This is a genomic window from Sporosarcina koreensis (assembly GCF_000826145.2).
Lineage (GTDB): Bacteria > Bacillota > Bacilli > Bacillales_A > Planococcaceae > Sporosarcina > Sporosarcina trichiuri.
The window spans coordinates 220268-235701 of sequence record NZ_LN651335.1 but is presented as its reverse complement, the minus strand read 5'-3'; the positions used below and the strand labels follow the sequence as shown (position 1 = coordinate 235701).

Below are 15434 nucleotides of genomic sequence, written 5' to 3'. Positions count from 1 at the left end.
GGCCGGTCCGGCTCCCTTTCAGCCAAGGGGGAGCCTCTCTGTCGGACCCGTTTTTTGCGTACTTCTCCTCTTCAATGCTTACCTATTCAATTCGTGCTGTTGTATCTCTCATTGTACACAGCGTCCGCGCCTTGTCAACAGACGCTCACTGTGCATACTTTTCGACACGGGCAATGGTTTTGTCACGTCCGAGCAGCGCAATCGACTCGGGCAGTTCAGGGCCGTGCGCCTGGCCTGTCGCCACGACACGGATCGGCATGAACAGGTTCTTCCCTTTGTGGCCGGTTTCCTTCTGCACGGCTTTGATGGCCGCTTTGATGGACGGTGCGTCGAACGTTTCCAGACTTTCGAGCTGCTTCTTGAACGAAGCCATCACTTCAGGGACCTGCTCGCCTGCCAGAATCTCTTTCGATTGCTCATCATATTCAATCGCATTGCTGAAGAACTGGGCGGACAGCTCGACAATTTCAGCACCAAAGCTCAATTGGCCATGATAGAGGGCGATCAGATCACGAACCCAGCTGCGTTCCTCCGCAGACATGTCTTCGTTTACCAGCCCTGCCTTGACGAGATGCGGAAGTGTGAGGTCCATTACTTTATCCAGCGTGAGTTTCTTGATGTATTGGTTGTTCATCCATGTCAGCTTCTGCTTATCGAACATGGAAGGGGATTTCGACAGACGGCTTTCATCGAACTGTTCGATCAGTTCCTCTTTCGTGAACAGTTCCTCTTCACCGACCGGCGACCAGCCGAGCAGGGCGAAGAAATTGAACATCGCTTCCGGCAAATAGCCGAGCTCCTTATACTGGGAGATGAACTGGATGATCGACTCATCCCGCTTGGACAGTTTTTTGCGGTCTTCGTTGACGATCAGTGTCATGTGTCCGTAACGCGGCGCTTCCCAGCCCAGCGTGTCGAAGACCATGAGTTGTTTCGGTGTGTTCGTCAAATGCTCTTCTCCGCGGAATATGTGCGTCATCTCCATCAGGTGATCATCGATGACGACCGCGAAGTTATATGTCGGAATCCCGTTCGCTTTGACCAGCACCCAGTCACCGATATCATGCGATTCGAACTGGACGGCGCCCCGGACGAGATCGTCGATTGTATACGTGACATCTTCCGGCACCCGCATACGGATCGTATACGGCATGCCCGCCGCTTCTTTTTCCGCAACCTGTTCTTCCGTCAGGTGGCGGCAGGTCCCTTTGTACATCGGCGCCGCGATACCGGCCTGTTTCTGTTTTTCACGCTCTTCTTCCAGTTCTTCCGAGGTACAGAAACACTTGTAGGCTGCCCCTTTTTCAAGCATCTCCTGTGAGTATTTCTCATACGTATCGAGCCGTTCCATCTGGCGGTATGGGCTGTACGGACCGCCGATATCGACAGACTCATCATAGTCGATACCGAGCCATTTCAGGTTGTCCAGCTGTGAAAGTTCCCCGGCTTCGATATTACGGGCCGTATCGGTATCTTCGATGCGGACAATGAATTTCCCGCCGTGATGGCGGGCGAATAAGTAATTGAACAGCGCTGTCCGGGCTCCGCCGATATGCAGGTGGCCTGTCGGACTGGGTGCGTAGCGCACGCGTACTTCTGCTGACATGGTGAAACATCTCCGTTCTGTAGTTCGATTCGTATTCAAGTCTGATTTTCAGTGTACCAAAATTTTAAGCTTTCACCAATAGGATCGCAGCAAGAGCGGCGATGCCTTCTTCCCTGCCGACGAATCCGAGCCGCTCTGTGGTCGTCGCCTTCACATTCACCTGTGAGGGATCGGCATGCAGCAGCCCGGCGATCCGTTTCTGGATCGTCCCGATGTGCGGCGCCATCTTCGGCTGCTGCGCCATGATCGTACAATCCACGTTCCCGAGCGCATACCCTTCCGCTTCGACGATTTTCCAAACTTCTTCGAGCAGGACCGCCGAGTCAGCATCTTTGAATGCCGCATCCGTATCCGGAAAATGGTGTCCGATATCTCCTTTGCCGATCGCTCCGAGAGCCGCATCCGTGATTGTATGCAGCAGTACATCCGCATCCGAATGGCCGATCAGACCTTTTGTATGCGGGATTGTCACGCCGCCGATGATGAGCGGCCGTCCTTCCGCGAATTCATGTACATCAAAACCTTGTCCGATCCGTATCATTCCATCGTCTCCCCGTGCCGTTTTTTCAGTAAATACCCACCGTATTCCAAGTCTTCCGGTGTTGTCATCTTAATATTATCATAGGTGCTTTCCACAACATACACCGGATAGCCCGCATACTCCGCGAGCATGGATTCGTCTGTGCCGAGGAACCCTTCTCCGGCCGCTTTGCGGGAGGCTTCGAGCAGAAGATCATACCGGAACGCCTGAGGGGTCTGGATGGCCCACAGCCGTTCCCGGTCCGCTGTCTCTTCGACCTGCCCGTCTGTTACGTATTTCATCGTATCCTTCGCTCTCACACCGGCGACCGCGGCTCCGCCGGCTGCTGCGCGCTCCGCCAGCTCATGGATGACGTTCTGCCTGATGAACGGCCGGGCCGCATCGTGGACGAGCACGATACCGCCGCCGCTGTGCGCTTCCAGGCAAGCCGCTACACTATTCTGCCGTTCTGCACCTCCCGCCGGCATCGCCTTCACTTTCGTAATGCCGGATTCCGCCAGGATGGCGTCGATCTGCGGCCGCTCCGATTCTTTTACCGCAAGGATGATTCCCTTACACCATGGGTCCGCCTGGAAAACTTCCAAAGTCCGACCCAATATCGTTTTTCCTGCGAGTCCGAGGAAAAGTTTGTTCTGTCCGGCACCCATCCGAGTGCCGCTGCCGGCTGCCGGCATCATCACTGTATACTCCATGCTGTCTCCCTTCCGCGCAACCCGGCCTGTTCAGGATTTCGATTGTTTGCTATGTTTCGGTTTTGCGAAGATCATCCGGCCGGCAGACGTCTGCAGAACACTCGTGACAACGACGTCGATCGATGTGCCGATGAAGCTGCGGCCCTCTTCGATGACAATCATCGTCCCGTCATCCAGGTATGCAACCCCCTGGTTATGCTCTTTTCCATCTTTGATGACCATGACGTGCATATCCTCACCCGGGATGACAACCGGCTTGACGGCATTCGCCAGGTCGTTGATGTTAAGCACTTCGACACCGTGCAGATCCGCCACTTTGTTCAAGTTGAAGTCATTTGTCACGACGAGACCTTTCATGCGTTTCGCAAGATGGACAAGCTTCAGATCCACTTCCGCCACATTCGGGAAGTCCTCGTCGGTGATAAGGATCTTTTTGCCGTCGCCTTCCTGAAGACGGCGCAGCACATCCAGCCCGCGCCGCCCTTTCGTCCGTTTCAGCGTATCCGCGGAATCCGCGATATGCTGCAGTTCTGTCAGAACGAACTGGGACACGACGAGCACTCCTTCCAAAAATCCGGTATCCACGATATCCGCAATTCGACCGTCAATGATGACACTCGTGTCGAGAATTTTATGGACCGGCTGGGAATCGGTGTTCTCCTGAGTTTCCCCGTCCTTTTTCCTTCCGACATTGCGGATCGAAAAGAGGGCATTGAGGAATTCATCCCGCTTTTTGAAGCCCACTTGGAAACCAAGGTACCCGAACAGCACCGAAAGCAGCATCGGCAGCAGCGCTGTCACAGCGGGAATCCGGATGTTATTCAGCGCCGATCCGAGCAGGAATGCAACCACCAGGCCGACAATCAGGCCGATCGAACCGAAAAACAAATCGAGGATCGGCGCTTTCAAGAGCAGATCTTCGAGCCACTTTATGAAATTGACAATCGGATCAGTGAGGAAGGTGCTGAACACAAACAGGAACAGCGCTCCTAATATTGCAGCAACATACGGATTATCGATCAGTGGAGAGGCTGTAAAATGAGATAATTGGAATAAATACGGAAGAAATAAGACACCGAGCGTCCCGCCGACTAACAGAAACATAACTTGCACAACTCGTTTCATCATACGATCCACCTCCTTTTTAATAGTCCCAGTATACAGGTATTCCCCGCCGATTGCTTTCTTGAACCGGCGAGGACGGGGAATCCTGCTTTTTTCACAGGACCCTCCGCAGTCCGCGAAAGTTCCCTCATCCCGGCAGTTACTCGGGCAGGCAGAGTTCCAGCGCTTCCCGTACAGTTTCGACACCGACGACCTGGATGCCTTCCGGGTATTCCCAGCCGCCGACATTGGAAGCCGGTATGATTGCACGTTCAAATCCGAGTTTCGCAGCTTCGCCGACCCGCTGTTCAATCCGGGAGACCCTGCGGACTTCACCGGTCAGTCCCACTTCACCTATATAGCAGTCTGTCCCGCTCGGTGCCGTGTCCCGATAGCTTGACACGATGCTCATCAGGACGGCGAGATCGATTGCGGGCTCATCCAGCTTGACGCCGCCCGCCACTTTAATATACGCATCCTGCGCCTGTAATAGCATGCCCATCCGCTTTTCCAGGACCGCCATCAGGAGCGAGACGCGGTTCTGATCCAGCCCCGTCGCCATCCGTTTCGGATAATTGAAACTGGACGGTGTGACGAGTGCCTGGATTTCGACGAGGATCGGACGTGTCCCTTCCATCGAGGCGACAATCGTCGAACCCGCTCCGCCCTGCGACCGTTCCTGGATGAACAGTTCGGAAGGGTTCAGCACTTCTTTCAGCCCGGCCTGCACCATTTCGAAAATGGCGATTTCGTTCGTCGAGCCGAACCGGTTTTTCACACTTCGCAGAATCCGGTACGTATGGTGCCGTTCCCCTTCAAAATACAGGACCGTATCCACCATGTGCTCCAGCAGCCGGGGACCGGCAATCTGCCCTTCTTTTGTGACATGTCCGACGATGAAGATCGCAATCCCCTGGGTCTTCGCGATTTTCATCAGCTCCGCGGTACACTCCCTCACCTGCGACACACTGCCCGGAGCGGAAGACACTTCAGGATGGTGGATCGTCTGGATGGAATCGACGATGACGAACTTCGGTTTCACGCTTTCGATCGTCTCGTGGATCATCGCAAGATCCGTCTCCGCGTAGATATATAGTTCATCCGACAGGACACCGAGCCGCTCCGCCCGGAGTTTCGTCTGTCGGATCGATTCTTCCCCTGAAATGTACAGGACACGCTGCTGTCGGTTTGACAGCAGGGCGGACACCTGGAGCAGCAAAGTCGACTTCCCGATACCGGGGTCTCCGCCGATCAATACAAGCGAGCCAGGCACGATTCCGCCGCCGAGAACACGGTTGAGCTCCCCCATGTCCGTCTGGATGCGCGGTTCGTCTTCCACGGCAACAGCATTGATGGGCATCGCTTTCTGTTTGACTGCACCCGTATGCTGGAATGCGCCGCGAGGACCTTTCTGTACGATTTCCGTCTCTTCCTCCATCGTGTTCCACTCACCGCAGCCCGGACAGCGGCCCATCCATTTCGGGGATTCGTAGCCGCAGGCGCTGCACATGAATTTTGTCTTCTTTTTTGCCATGTAAGTCCTCCAAACGACGAAGAGGACAGCCCTTCCCCTTTTTTCACACCAAGGGGCGGGCCATCCTGATCATCACTTCCGTATTAGTGTTCCACCATTTCGGCTGTATCGCGGTCGGCCGTGCTGACCGTGAATTCACCGTCTGCATAGTCGACTGTCACTTTTCGGCCGGCAAAGTCCGTGCCTTTCAGCAGCTCTTCCGACAGCCGGTCTTCAACGTGTTTCTGTAAAGCCCGACGGAGCGGCCGCGCTCCATATTCCGGATCGAATCCTTCGTCCGCGATTTTCAGCTTCGCTTCATGGGTCAGTTCGAGACTGATGTCCTGCTCAGCAAGCCGGTCGCTCAGCTCTTGCGCCATGAGTGTCACGATCTCTTCCAGCTGGTCTTTTTCGAGCGAGTGGAAGACGATCATTTCGTCGATCCGGTTCAGGAATTCAGGGCGGAACGCTTTCTTCAGCTCATCCAGCATCTTTTTCTTCATATCTTCGTAGTCCTGCTCCCCATCTTGGAGATTGAATCCGACATACCGGTTCTTCTTCAGTTCCTGGGCGCCAACGTTCGATGTCATGATGATGACGGTGTTCCGGAAATCGACTGTCCGGCCTTTCGAGTCCGTCAGACGGCCGTCTTCCAGTACTTGCAGCAGGATATTGAAGACATCCGGGTGTGCTTTCTCGATTTCATCCAGCAGGACGACGGAGTACGGCTTCCTGCGCACTTTCTCAGTGAGCTGTCCGCCTTCGTCATAGCCGACGTACCCTGGAGGTGATCCGACAAGACGCGACGTCGCATGCTTCTCCATGTACTCGGACATGTCGATCCGGATCATCGAATCTTCATCTCCGAACATCGTTTCTGCAAGCGCGCGGGCAAGTTCCGTTTTCCCGACACCCGTCGGTCCGAGGAAGATGAAGGAACCGATCGGGCGTTTCGGATCTTTCAAACCGGCACGCGCTCTGCGGATCGCTCTCGAGATCGCAGTGACGGCCTCCTTCTGACCGATGACGCGTTTATGCAGTTCCTCTTCCATATTCAGCAGTTTTGCGGATTCGGTTTCGGCGATACGGGCAACCGGGATTCCGGTCCACATCGCGACAACTTCCGCGATATCGTTGACGGTCACTTCGGATTCTTTCTTCCCCTGCTTTTCTTTCCATTCGGTCTTCGTCGTCTCGAGCTCTTCTTTCATCTTCTGCTCTTTGTCGCGATAGGAAGCGGCTTTTTCGAACTCCTGGCTCTGGACCGCTGCATTCTTCTCTGAGCGGATCGCTTCCAGTTTCTTTTCGAGTTCACGCAGGTTCGGCGGTGTCGTATAGGAACGCAGGCGGACTTTCGAACCTGCCTCGTCGATCAGGTCGATCGCTTTGTCAGGCAGGAAACGGTCCGAGATGTACCGATCGGACATTTTGGCAGCGGCTTCAATCGCCTCATTCGTGATCTTGACCCGGTGATGGGCCTCATAGCGGTCACGCAGACCGTTGATGATCAATACGGTTTCCTCGACCGTCGGCTCATCGACCTGGATCGGCTGGAACCGGCGTTCGAGTGCTGCGTCTTTTTCGATATACTTCCGGTACTCATCGAGCGTTGTTGCACCGATACACTGCAGTTCACCGCGGGCGAGTGAAGGCTTCAGGATGTTGGACGCATCGATCGCCCCTTCTGCCCCTCCGGCTCCGATGAGCGTATGCAATTCGTCGATGAACAGGATGATATTGCCCGCCTGGCGGATCTCTTCCATCACTTTCTTCATACGATCCTCGAATTCACCACGGTATTTCGTGCCCGCGACGACAGTTCCCATATCAAGCGTCATGACCCGCTTATCACGCAGGATCTCCGGCACTTCGTTGCTGACGATCTGGAGCGCCAGCCCCTCGGCGATCGCCGTTTTTCCGACACCCGGCTCCCCGATGAGGACAGGGTTGTTTTTCGTGCGGCGTGCCAGCACTTCGATGACCCGTGTGATCTCCTTGCCGCGGCCGATGACCGGATCGAGCGTGCCTTCCCGTGCAATTTCGGTCAGATCGCGTGCCAGGCCGTCCAGTGTCGGTGTTGCAGCCGACGCATTCGCGTTCTGGCTGTTCGCACTTGCTGCATCATCACTGCCGAGCAGCTGGAGCACCTGCTGCCGCGCTTTGTTCAGGCTGACACCGGCATTGTTCAGGACGCGTGCCGCGACACCTTCCCCTTCACGGATCAAAGCGAGCAGGATATGTTCCGTGCCGATGTACGAGTGACCGAGCTTGCGTGATTCGTCCACCGACAGTTCAATCACTTTCTTCGCCCGGGGTGTATAATGGACAATCGGCCCGACGTCCTTGCTGCCTGTGCCGATCAGATTTTCGACCCCGGATTCGATCGTTTCGAAGCTGACACCGATCGCTTCCAGTGCTTTTGCAGCGATGCCGCCGCCTTCACGGATCAGCCCGAGCAGGATATGTTCAGTGCCTATCGCTTCATGCTTCAGTCGGATCGCCTCTTCCTGAGCGAGCTGAAGGACCTTTTGCGCACGTTGTGTGAATCGGTTAAACATCATATTTCTTCCTCTCCTTCTGCACAGACTATTTTTCTTCATCATACCTATCTATATTCAATGGGACCGCTGAACAATCGGCAGTTCCGCGAATTGACTTTGACTATCTTTGATTAGGTTATCGGATTATCGTCTTCTGCGCAAAAAAGACGCTTACGGCGACTCCGGATTCCGGCTGCTGTCCTCCGTCCTGCGCTGCAGCCGTTCCCTGAACAGCTTCGCCCGGCTGCTGTCCAATTCTTCGGACGTCAGCTCTTCCCCCTCGTAGTTCTGGAGGAAGCCGGACTGCATGAAGACCATCAGTTCGTTCAGTATATTCATATCGACATCTTCAATCAGACCGAGGTCGATGCCGAGCCTGACATCGGACAGGCACCGTGCCGCTTCCGCTGAAGGGAGCAGCCGTGCGTACGACAGCGTGCCGAGCGCGCGGAACACACGATTCTCGAGTGCCAGTCTGGACTTGCCGAGCAGCATCTCCCTGGATTTCCGCTCATGGGCGATGATCCGGCTGACGATGTTGGCGAGTTCGGCGAGTATCTCCTTTTCCGACTTGCCGAGTGTCAGCTGATTGGAGACCTGGTAGACGTTCCCCGGCGCTTCACTGCCTTCTCCGTAACTCCCCCGGACGGTCATGCCGAGCCGCGAGACAGCCGGAATGATCCGGTTGATCTGCTTGGTCATGGTCAGCGCCGGTAAATGCAGCATGACCGAGGCGCGCATGCCGGTTCCCGTATTCGACGGGCAGCTCGTCAAATAGCCGAATTGCTCATCGAATGCATACGGCAGCCGGCTCTCCAGCAGATTGTCCGTCTCGTCCGCCTTCTGATAGGCATTTTCGATCTGGAGACCCGGATAGATGCATTGTATGCGCAGGTGGTCTTCCTCATTGACCATGATGCTGACGGTCTCATCTTCCGACAGCAGGACGGCCCCGTACATCACCGCATCCGCCAGCTGAGGACTGATGAGGTGCTTTTCCACAAGCGTCTGCCTGTCGAGTTTCTTCAAATCACTCATTCTGGTATAGGAATACCCTTTTTTCTCCGGGATAAGCAGCGCATCCGCAATGAGCTCCCCGATTTTTTCCGCTTCCTCGTGGGGGAAGGAAATCGGGAACCGGAACCCGCGGAGATTGCGGGCAAGACGGATGCGGGTCGACATGACAATATCGGAATGCTCGCCATGCGGGACCATCCATCCCGTCACGGCGTTCTGCATGTACTTGTCATTCCCCATCCGAAATCCCTCCTTCAGCCGGTTCCGCAGCCAGCTTGCGCTTCCACTCGTTCACTTCATCGCGCAGGACAGCTGCCTGTTCGAATCGTTCTTCCTGGATGGCCTCCTGCATGCTGGCCCGGAGCGCTTCGATCTTTTTCCGGATTGTCATCTTCTCATTGAATGACGCCGGTATCTTTCCCGTATGTGCCGTGCTGCCATTGTGCAGTTTGCCGAATACCCGCGGCAGCCGTTCACGGAATGTGTCGTAGCAGACCGGGCAGCCGAATTTACCGATTTCCAGGAACCTGTGGAAGGTCAGACCGCATTCCGGACATTCCGGCATCCCCTGGTTCCCCCGCGTCTGCGGCTGGATCGCTTCCCCGGTCAGCCACTGAGAGAGGAACTGCTGGATCGACATCGGCTCCTGCTGGGGACTGAAAGAAAACGTCTGCAGATTGAAGGCGCACTGGTCACAAAGGTTCCGTTCCACCGGCCCATTCGGCGTCTCCTGTTTCAAAATGACCGATACCGGCCGTTCCTTGCAATTTTCGCAAAGCATGATAATACCACCTCACTGATTGGTTGGTTGTCCGCTCATTCGGACTGGTCGTAAAGGAGCGAAAACAGCATTGCCTGAAGCACCCGCGCCCGGATCACTTCCCGTTCCTGCAGGGGATAGTGTTTAGCGGCATGATCGACCGCCGCCAGCATCAGGCGTGCTTCGCGTTTCGTCACCGCCTGTTCAGCGAGGAGCCGGTAGATGATATCTTCCGTCATGACGGAAGATGCCCCTTCCTGCAGACTCTCTAAAATATGATCGACGAGCTCCTTGCGTGAATTGGTCTGTATGCGGTGGATCCGGATGTACCCCCCGCCGCCCCGCTTCGACTCGACAGCGTACCCCCGCTCGATCGTGAACCGAGTCTTGATGACGTAGTTGATCTGCGAAGGGACACATTGAAATTTCTCAGCCACTTCATTGCGCTTGATTTCCGCGATTCCATTATCTTCATGTTCGATAATCGACTTCAAATACCCTTCTATGATGTCGGAAATGTTTCGCATCGTTTTCACCTCTTTTGCCGGCAGATTCTTCCGTTGACTTTGACTATCTTTGACTTAATTGTACCGCAACGGAGGAAGGCTGCGCAAGGATTTTGCCGCGGCGCAGCAGTATGCAGCAAGCCCGAATCAGTTGAACGCTCCCTGCATAGTATGATAAAATTGAATGCGTGAAAGATCCTGAGGATTTTTTTCTGACCTCTTTTTTCCTCTCCTTATGTTTGATCCCCAAACAAAAAGCTCCGGGTACACCCATACCGACGGAGGAGATTTACGTATGAACTGGTACGAAAAACTGAGTGAGTATTTCCCAATCGAAGAGATGAAATCAAAAGAGCATATGGACGCCCTGCTGAAAGATAAGCACAATGTCTACCATAAGGATGAAGGGCCGAAACATGTACTTATGTACGTGGAGACCGAATCATTCGTCTTTGTCGATTATCTGTTCGTGTCCGCAGCGTCCCGCGGCGAAGGACTCGGCAAGAAACTGCTGACCAAGCTGAAAGAGAAAGGGAAGCCGATCCTGCTGGAAGTGGAGCCTGTCGATTACGAAGATACCGACACAGCAAAACGGCTGAAATTCTATGCCCGCGAGTCATTCCACCACGCCCAGCGGATCGGCTACAGCAGACGTTCGCTTGCAACAGGCGAGCATACGGACCTCGAGATCCTGTACTGGTCGCCGGATGATGCGGATGAAGAAACGGTCTATGATGCGATGAAGATGACGTATGAAGAGATCCACACGTATAAAGACGATGAGTTTTACGGGGAATCATACGATCCTTGCCATCAAGTGTTAACATTTAAGACCGAAGGCAAACCTAATATCCTGAAAGAGTTCGCAACAGTCGGCGCGTAAGCCCGATGGTTCCATAGAAAAAGCAGAAGCCGTTTCCAGCGCTTCTGCTTTTTTCGTTATTCTCCGAGCGATATATTCGTCATTTCCTTCACCGGCAGGAACAGCTCGCCGGTTTCCTGATAGGTGATGGCAAGCTTATCGCCTTCCTGGATGTATACAGCTTCCGGGACGGATTCCGTTGAAATGAGGAAATTCCGGCCATCCGACGATTTCACCGATACGATCGTATAATCTCCGGCTGATTCCTTATAGACCCGCTTGACCGTGATGGCGGCTTTCGCTTCTGCAGAATTGGAACTTCCCTCCACAGAACTGCCTCCCCGCTGGAGAGCGGTCTTATACAGCTTCAGCGCATCCTTCGGAGAATTGCCGTAGACCGAGATTTCCGGGTTGGCAGCGGATACGATGAAATAATTCTGCAGGAACCCATTGGAATCGAGGACAGGCACAAGCCAGCTCGCTTCCCCGTAGAAGTTGTAGAGCACAGGCATTTCACCGGACCACTTCTTCTCGATAAATTTCTTTTCGATGATCTGGAGAGCCCCCTGGGAGTCCATATAGGATTCTTCCAGATCACCGGTATAGTACGTCCCCTTCCCTGTCCGGCCGTCTGTCAGTGAATAGCCGAGCATCGAGTCGACGCCCTCTTTCGGGCTCGTGAAATCGGTGAAATAATACATCCGCCCGTCTTCCGAGAAAATCGGACTGACATTCGCTTCCGTCCCTTCATCGGACGGCAGTTTGACATCCTTCTTACCGACGACCGAATTCCAGAAACCATGGATGTATTTGCCGAAGTAGCTGTTCTGGAGGCTGACCGCCTGCGGGGAGACCGCGCCATCGATATAGTCCGGAATCTCCGCTAGCGGGAATTTCTCCGATTCGCCCGTCATCGGATCGGTCATGATGATCCCTTTCACATCGAATCCGTTCCTGGCAGTGATGAAGTCCCCGTACGACCGGATGTAGTGCGGATTGCCGTCATCGTCGATTTCGAGCTGGACGTCCCCGTAGAAGATGAGATCCGGGAACTCCAATCTCATATGACGGCCGACCTGTTTGTTGAAATAGGACGTCTCCGTATAGGTCATCTCGGAAGCGATGAATTTCGGGTTGTCCGCAGAATCGGTCGCACTCATGCGGAAGTAGCCGGGTGTCGTCTTGCCGTTCCACCATTTGAAGAACCCTGAGAACTCGACAGGGGCGATGTAGACGAAGTCGTCCTTGACTTTCTGGATCTGCAGATGGCCCAGATCGTAATAGCTCGTGTCCGGCACCTGGCCGAATGCTTTCTTCATCTTGTTCCGTGCGAATTTCGGCGGGACACTTGCCGGGGTCTTCGTTTCGTCGAACGCCTCGATCTCCACCTGCTGGTCCATCTCCACCGCCTCATACTTGGTGTCTGCGTTGAAGAGCGGCGCGGTGAGCACGTAGATGCCCGCTCCTGCTGCGAGGACAGCAGCAATCCCTTTCAATTTACGCATCATGCCGGTGTCAGCAGCCGTCCCGATGATGGCGGCCGCCAGAATCAGTGCCCACAGGGAGGACCAGTGCTGATCCAGGCTGGTCGTGTAGTAGAAAACGGCGATCCCGGCAGTCAGCAGGACTGCAGCCGAGACAAACAGTCCAGCCCGGAGACCTGTGCCGCCTCCCTTTTCTTCCGTGCCCAGCTTCCTGGAGAACGGAACCGCAAGCAGTGCTGACAGAACGCCTGCCGCGAGAGAAAAAACTAGTAAGTGAATCATTGCTTCGCCCTTCTTTCCGAGGTAGACTTCTTTTCTGTCTTACCATACGGATGAGAGCGCAATCCGTTTCACTTCACATCCCCCATTTTTCCGAAAGACCGCAAAATCGCGGTACACATGGCGAGGAATACGACAATCCATGAACCGACTGCCAGAAAAGCCATCCCTTCCGACAGGACCGATACAAACGGCAGCTGAAGCGCTTTTGAAAACTGGAATGTTCCGGCTGTGTACATGGCCAGCGGGAACACCATACTCCAGATCTGCGGATTGTAGCGGATCGGCGGACGGTGGAATCCATAATGCCAGATCGTCAGGATCACCAGCAGAGGGATCCACCAGGTGCCTGTAATCCAGAAGAACAGCGTGAATCCTTTCAGGAATGGCGTAATCTCATTGATAAGCGGGAAATACTCGGCATGCAGGATCAGACTGGAACCGGCAAGTGTCGTGATCGCCAAGGCGCCCATGCTGATCCAGTACGGCGGCGATAATTCGCCGTAGGAAAACCGGACAAATGCAAAGCGGTAGAAGATGAGGGCCATCAGCGGGAGATAGAGCATGCTGCCCAGGAAGTACATGGATAACGATGTGAACAAAAGGATGTCCTGATGCTGATGGACAGATGGCGACAGCAGGGTTCCAAGCACAGCAATGGATTGTGTCGCGACAGAGGACAGCAGCCATGTGCCATTGAACCCTTTTTCAAGCGGCGGTTTCTCTTTCCGGATGGTCATCGCCGTGAAAAACGTATACATAATAACAGCCCAGAGGATGAGTGCGGTGAACCAGAGGACTTTCGCTATCATGATGCAGCCGCCTGTCAGCAGCAGCTGGCTCCCGAAGACAGCCGTCCCGGCAACCAGAGTGAAAAAGCCCGCTCCTTTGCTGTGGCTGACGACATCAACCCGCACTTCACGCGGCCAGCGGAACAGACGTATCAGCGTCATCAGCCAGAGGACCGTATACAGCACTGTATTGACTGCGATCAGAATAGGCGCAAGTCCGTGGAATCCAAGCAGGTTGAGCCCGACTGCGAGAGCGCCCGTAGCCATGACGGAGGCGAAACTGCCTGGAAACAGATGCTTGGCCTGCTTCATCAGTATATCGATCATCGTTCTGTCTCCTTTTTCGTCTGAGAATAATTACACTATTCCCCACTCAGCAGCCGGCAAGCCTGAAAACGCTGAAAACCCGCCTGCGGCAATAGCAGGCGGGTGCATGGAACGCATTTACAGTGACCGGCGGATTTTGAGGATGCGCACCATCCGATGGCCGAATATGCCGGCAAGGACTGCCAAAATGACATCTTTCGGGATTGTCGGAAGCATCCAGATCCAGGCGATTTTATACGTGAATGCATCCGGCGCGGCTGCCCAGAGCTTGTACGCCGCGTACATCCAGTTCGTGCCGATCGCATAGTTGATGACGAATCCGATAAGTGCTGCAGCGATGAAGGCAGGCAGGGTGCCTTTCTTCTCGACTATTTTACCGGCAGCGTATGCCACAGCTATGAAGGAAAGGATAAAGCCGAATTGTGTACTGACGACCGTACTGAAACCTCCGCCGAATTTTGCGAAGACCGGCGCGCCGGCCAGGCCGATCGCCATATATACCGTCATGGCGGCAGCGCCGTAGCGGCTTCCGAGAAGCAGGCCGGCCAACGTCGCGAAAAACGTCTGCAGCGTGATCGGCACGCCGCTGACCGCCATCGCGGGTATGAAATACGTAATATTCGCCCCGATCATCATCAAAGCCGCGAACATGGCGGAATAGACGAGGCCGAGTGTACCGGATATCGTTTTCGACCGGTTCGGTTTCATTGCTGCTGTTGTTCCCATCCCAGACACCCCTTAACTATTTGTATGGATTAAGAATAAGTGTCTTTTGGATTTGTGTCAACTCAATTTTAACTTAGGTTGACTCAATTTCAGTCAAAAAAAACGGACAGGCGCTTCCCCGTCCGTCAGCGGCGCTCCCCTTCGTCTTTCGGGAACAGGAAAAATGAAATGACCCCGCTGACGATCATCGCGCCTATCGTTATATACAATCTGGACATGACGGGCACATCCGTATAATTTCTGCTTAGCATCACCCAGGCGATCCCGCCGACCAGCAGCGCAATCGGGATGATGAATTTAAACGCCCGCATAGCAATCCCCTTTCCGTACTTGTCCACCAGTTTACCATATCCGGCCGGGGATGGGACAGGGCCGTATACCTCTTTCCTCCGATCACCGGCTGCCATGATGGAGACATCAATTCGTCTATTGACGGAACTCTCAAACAACGGTATGATATGTTCAATAATTATTACAACTGAATAGTCATTCTTATCAAGAGAAGCGGAGGGACTGGCCCTGTGATGCTTCAGCAACCAGCCATATGGTCAGGTGCTAATTCCAGCGGATACAGGATCCGGCAGATGAGGAGAAGACAATCATTATACAGATGACAAAGCCTTCTTCGTTTTGCGAAAAGGCTTTTTTTCTATTCTCTGCTTCAGCGCACTGCCGCAAGAAAGGAC

Annotated in this window: 14 protein-coding genes, 1 riboswitch and 1 other annotated feature (1 of these 16 cut by a window edge); of the genes, 1 reads left to right on the top strand and 13 read right to left on the bottom strand. The window is 54.3% G+C overall.

The window, feature by feature from the left end; genetic code table 11:
• Positions 1-84: a binding site (T-box leader), on the bottom strand (it extends 145 nt beyond the left edge of the window).
• Positions 85-145: 61 nt separating this feature from the next.
• The 9 genes from gltX to BN1190_RS02590 form a co-directional block, all read right to left on the bottom strand.
• The gene (gene gltX / locus BN1190_RS02630) at positions 146-1606 is read right to left on the bottom strand and encodes a glutamate--tRNA ligase (protein WP_040285462.1); all 1461 of its coding nucleotides are present in this window, start codon (positions 1604-1606) and stop codon (positions 146-148) included.
• Positions 1607-1670: 64 nt separating this feature from the next.
• Positions 1671-2147: a 2-C-methyl-D-erythritol 2,4-cyclodiphosphate synthase gene (ispF, locus tag BN1190_RS02625; RefSeq protein ID WP_040285461.1), complete on the bottom strand. Its 477-nt coding sequence runs from the start codon at positions 2145-2147 to the stop codon at positions 1671-1673.
• Positions 2144-2839, bottom strand: a complete 696-nt coding sequence (gene ispD, locus BN1190_RS02620; RefSeq protein ID WP_040285460.1) for a 2-C-methyl-D-erythritol 4-phosphate cytidylyltransferase — start codon at positions 2837-2839, stop codon at positions 2144-2146. The genes ispF and ispD overlap by 4 nt, the downstream gene beginning before the upstream one ends.
• A gap of 30 nt (positions 2840-2869) precedes the next feature.
• Positions 2870-3967: a PIN/TRAM domain-containing protein gene (locus BN1190_RS02615; protein ID WP_040285459.1), complete on the bottom strand. Its 1098-nt coding sequence runs from the start codon at positions 3965-3967 to the stop codon at positions 2870-2872.
• A 136-nt stretch (positions 3968-4103) separates the two neighbouring features.
• Positions 4104-5477, bottom strand: coding sequence for a DNA repair protein RadA (gene radA, locus BN1190_RS02610; protein ID WP_040285458.1), 1374 nt, complete (start codon positions 5475-5477; stop codon positions 4104-4106).
• Between the two features lie 83 nt (positions 5478-5560).
• Positions 5561-8017: an ATP-dependent Clp protease ATP-binding subunit gene (locus BN1190_RS02605; protein WP_040285457.1), complete on the bottom strand. Its 2457-nt coding sequence runs from the start codon at positions 8015-8017 to the stop codon at positions 5561-5563.
• A 150-nt stretch (positions 8018-8167) separates the two neighbouring features.
• A complete protein-coding gene (locus tag BN1190_RS02600; protein WP_040285456.1) occupies positions 8168-9253 on the bottom strand; it encodes a protein arginine kinase in 1086 nt (361 codons plus the stop codon).
• Positions 9243-9794 (bottom strand): UvrB/UvrC motif-containing protein, encoded by a 552-nt coding sequence (locus tag BN1190_RS02595; protein WP_040285455.1) that lies wholly within the window; start codon positions 9792-9794, stop codon positions 9243-9245. Before BN1190_RS02595 ends, BN1190_RS02600 begins: the two co-directional genes overlap by 11 nt.
• 35 nt (positions 9795-9829) lie before the next feature.
• Positions 9830-10300: a CtsR family transcriptional regulator gene (locus BN1190_RS02590; RefSeq protein WP_040285454.1), complete on the bottom strand. Its 471-nt coding sequence runs from the start codon at positions 10298-10300 to the stop codon at positions 9830-9832.
• A 274-nt stretch (positions 10301-10574) separates the two neighbouring features.
• Here BN1190_RS02590 and BN1190_RS02585 point away from each other — a divergent pair, with 274 nt between their 5' ends.
• Positions 10575-11162 (top strand): acetyltransferase, encoded by a 588-nt coding sequence (locus BN1190_RS02585; RefSeq protein WP_040285453.1) that lies wholly within the window; start codon positions 10575-10577, stop codon positions 11160-11162.
• 56 nt (positions 11163-11218) lie between these two features.
• On the opposite strand, the gene BN1190_RS02580 is transcribed toward BN1190_RS02585, so the two are convergent.
• The 4 genes from BN1190_RS02580 to BN1190_RS02565 all read right to left on the bottom strand — a co-directional run bounded on the left by BN1190_RS02580 (position 11219) and on the right by BN1190_RS02565 (position 15059).
• On the bottom strand, positions 11219-12907 hold the full coding sequence (locus BN1190_RS02580) for a hypothetical protein (protein WP_040285452.1): 1689 nt from the start codon (positions 12905-12907) through the stop codon (positions 11219-11221).
• Positions 12908-12975: 68 nt separating this feature from the next.
• Complete coding sequence (locus BN1190_RS02575; protein WP_040285451.1) at positions 12976-14022, bottom strand: tellurite resistance/C4-dicarboxylate transporter family protein; 1047 nt, start codon at positions 14020-14022, stop codon at positions 12976-12978.
• A gap of 117 nt (positions 14023-14139) precedes the next feature.
• Positions 14140-14748, bottom strand: a complete 609-nt coding sequence (locus BN1190_RS02570; RefSeq protein WP_098060105.1) for a biotin transporter BioY — start codon at positions 14746-14748, stop codon at positions 14140-14142.
• Positions 14749-14873: 125 nt separating this feature from the next.
• Entirely contained in the window at positions 14874-15059 is a 186-nt protein-coding gene (locus tag BN1190_RS02565) for a hypothetical protein (protein WP_040285450.1), read from the bottom strand.
• A 178-nt stretch (positions 15060-15237) separates the two neighbouring features.
• A riboswitch (SAM riboswitch) is annotated at positions 15238-15339 on the top strand.
• Positions 15340-15434 lie beyond the last annotated feature (95 nt).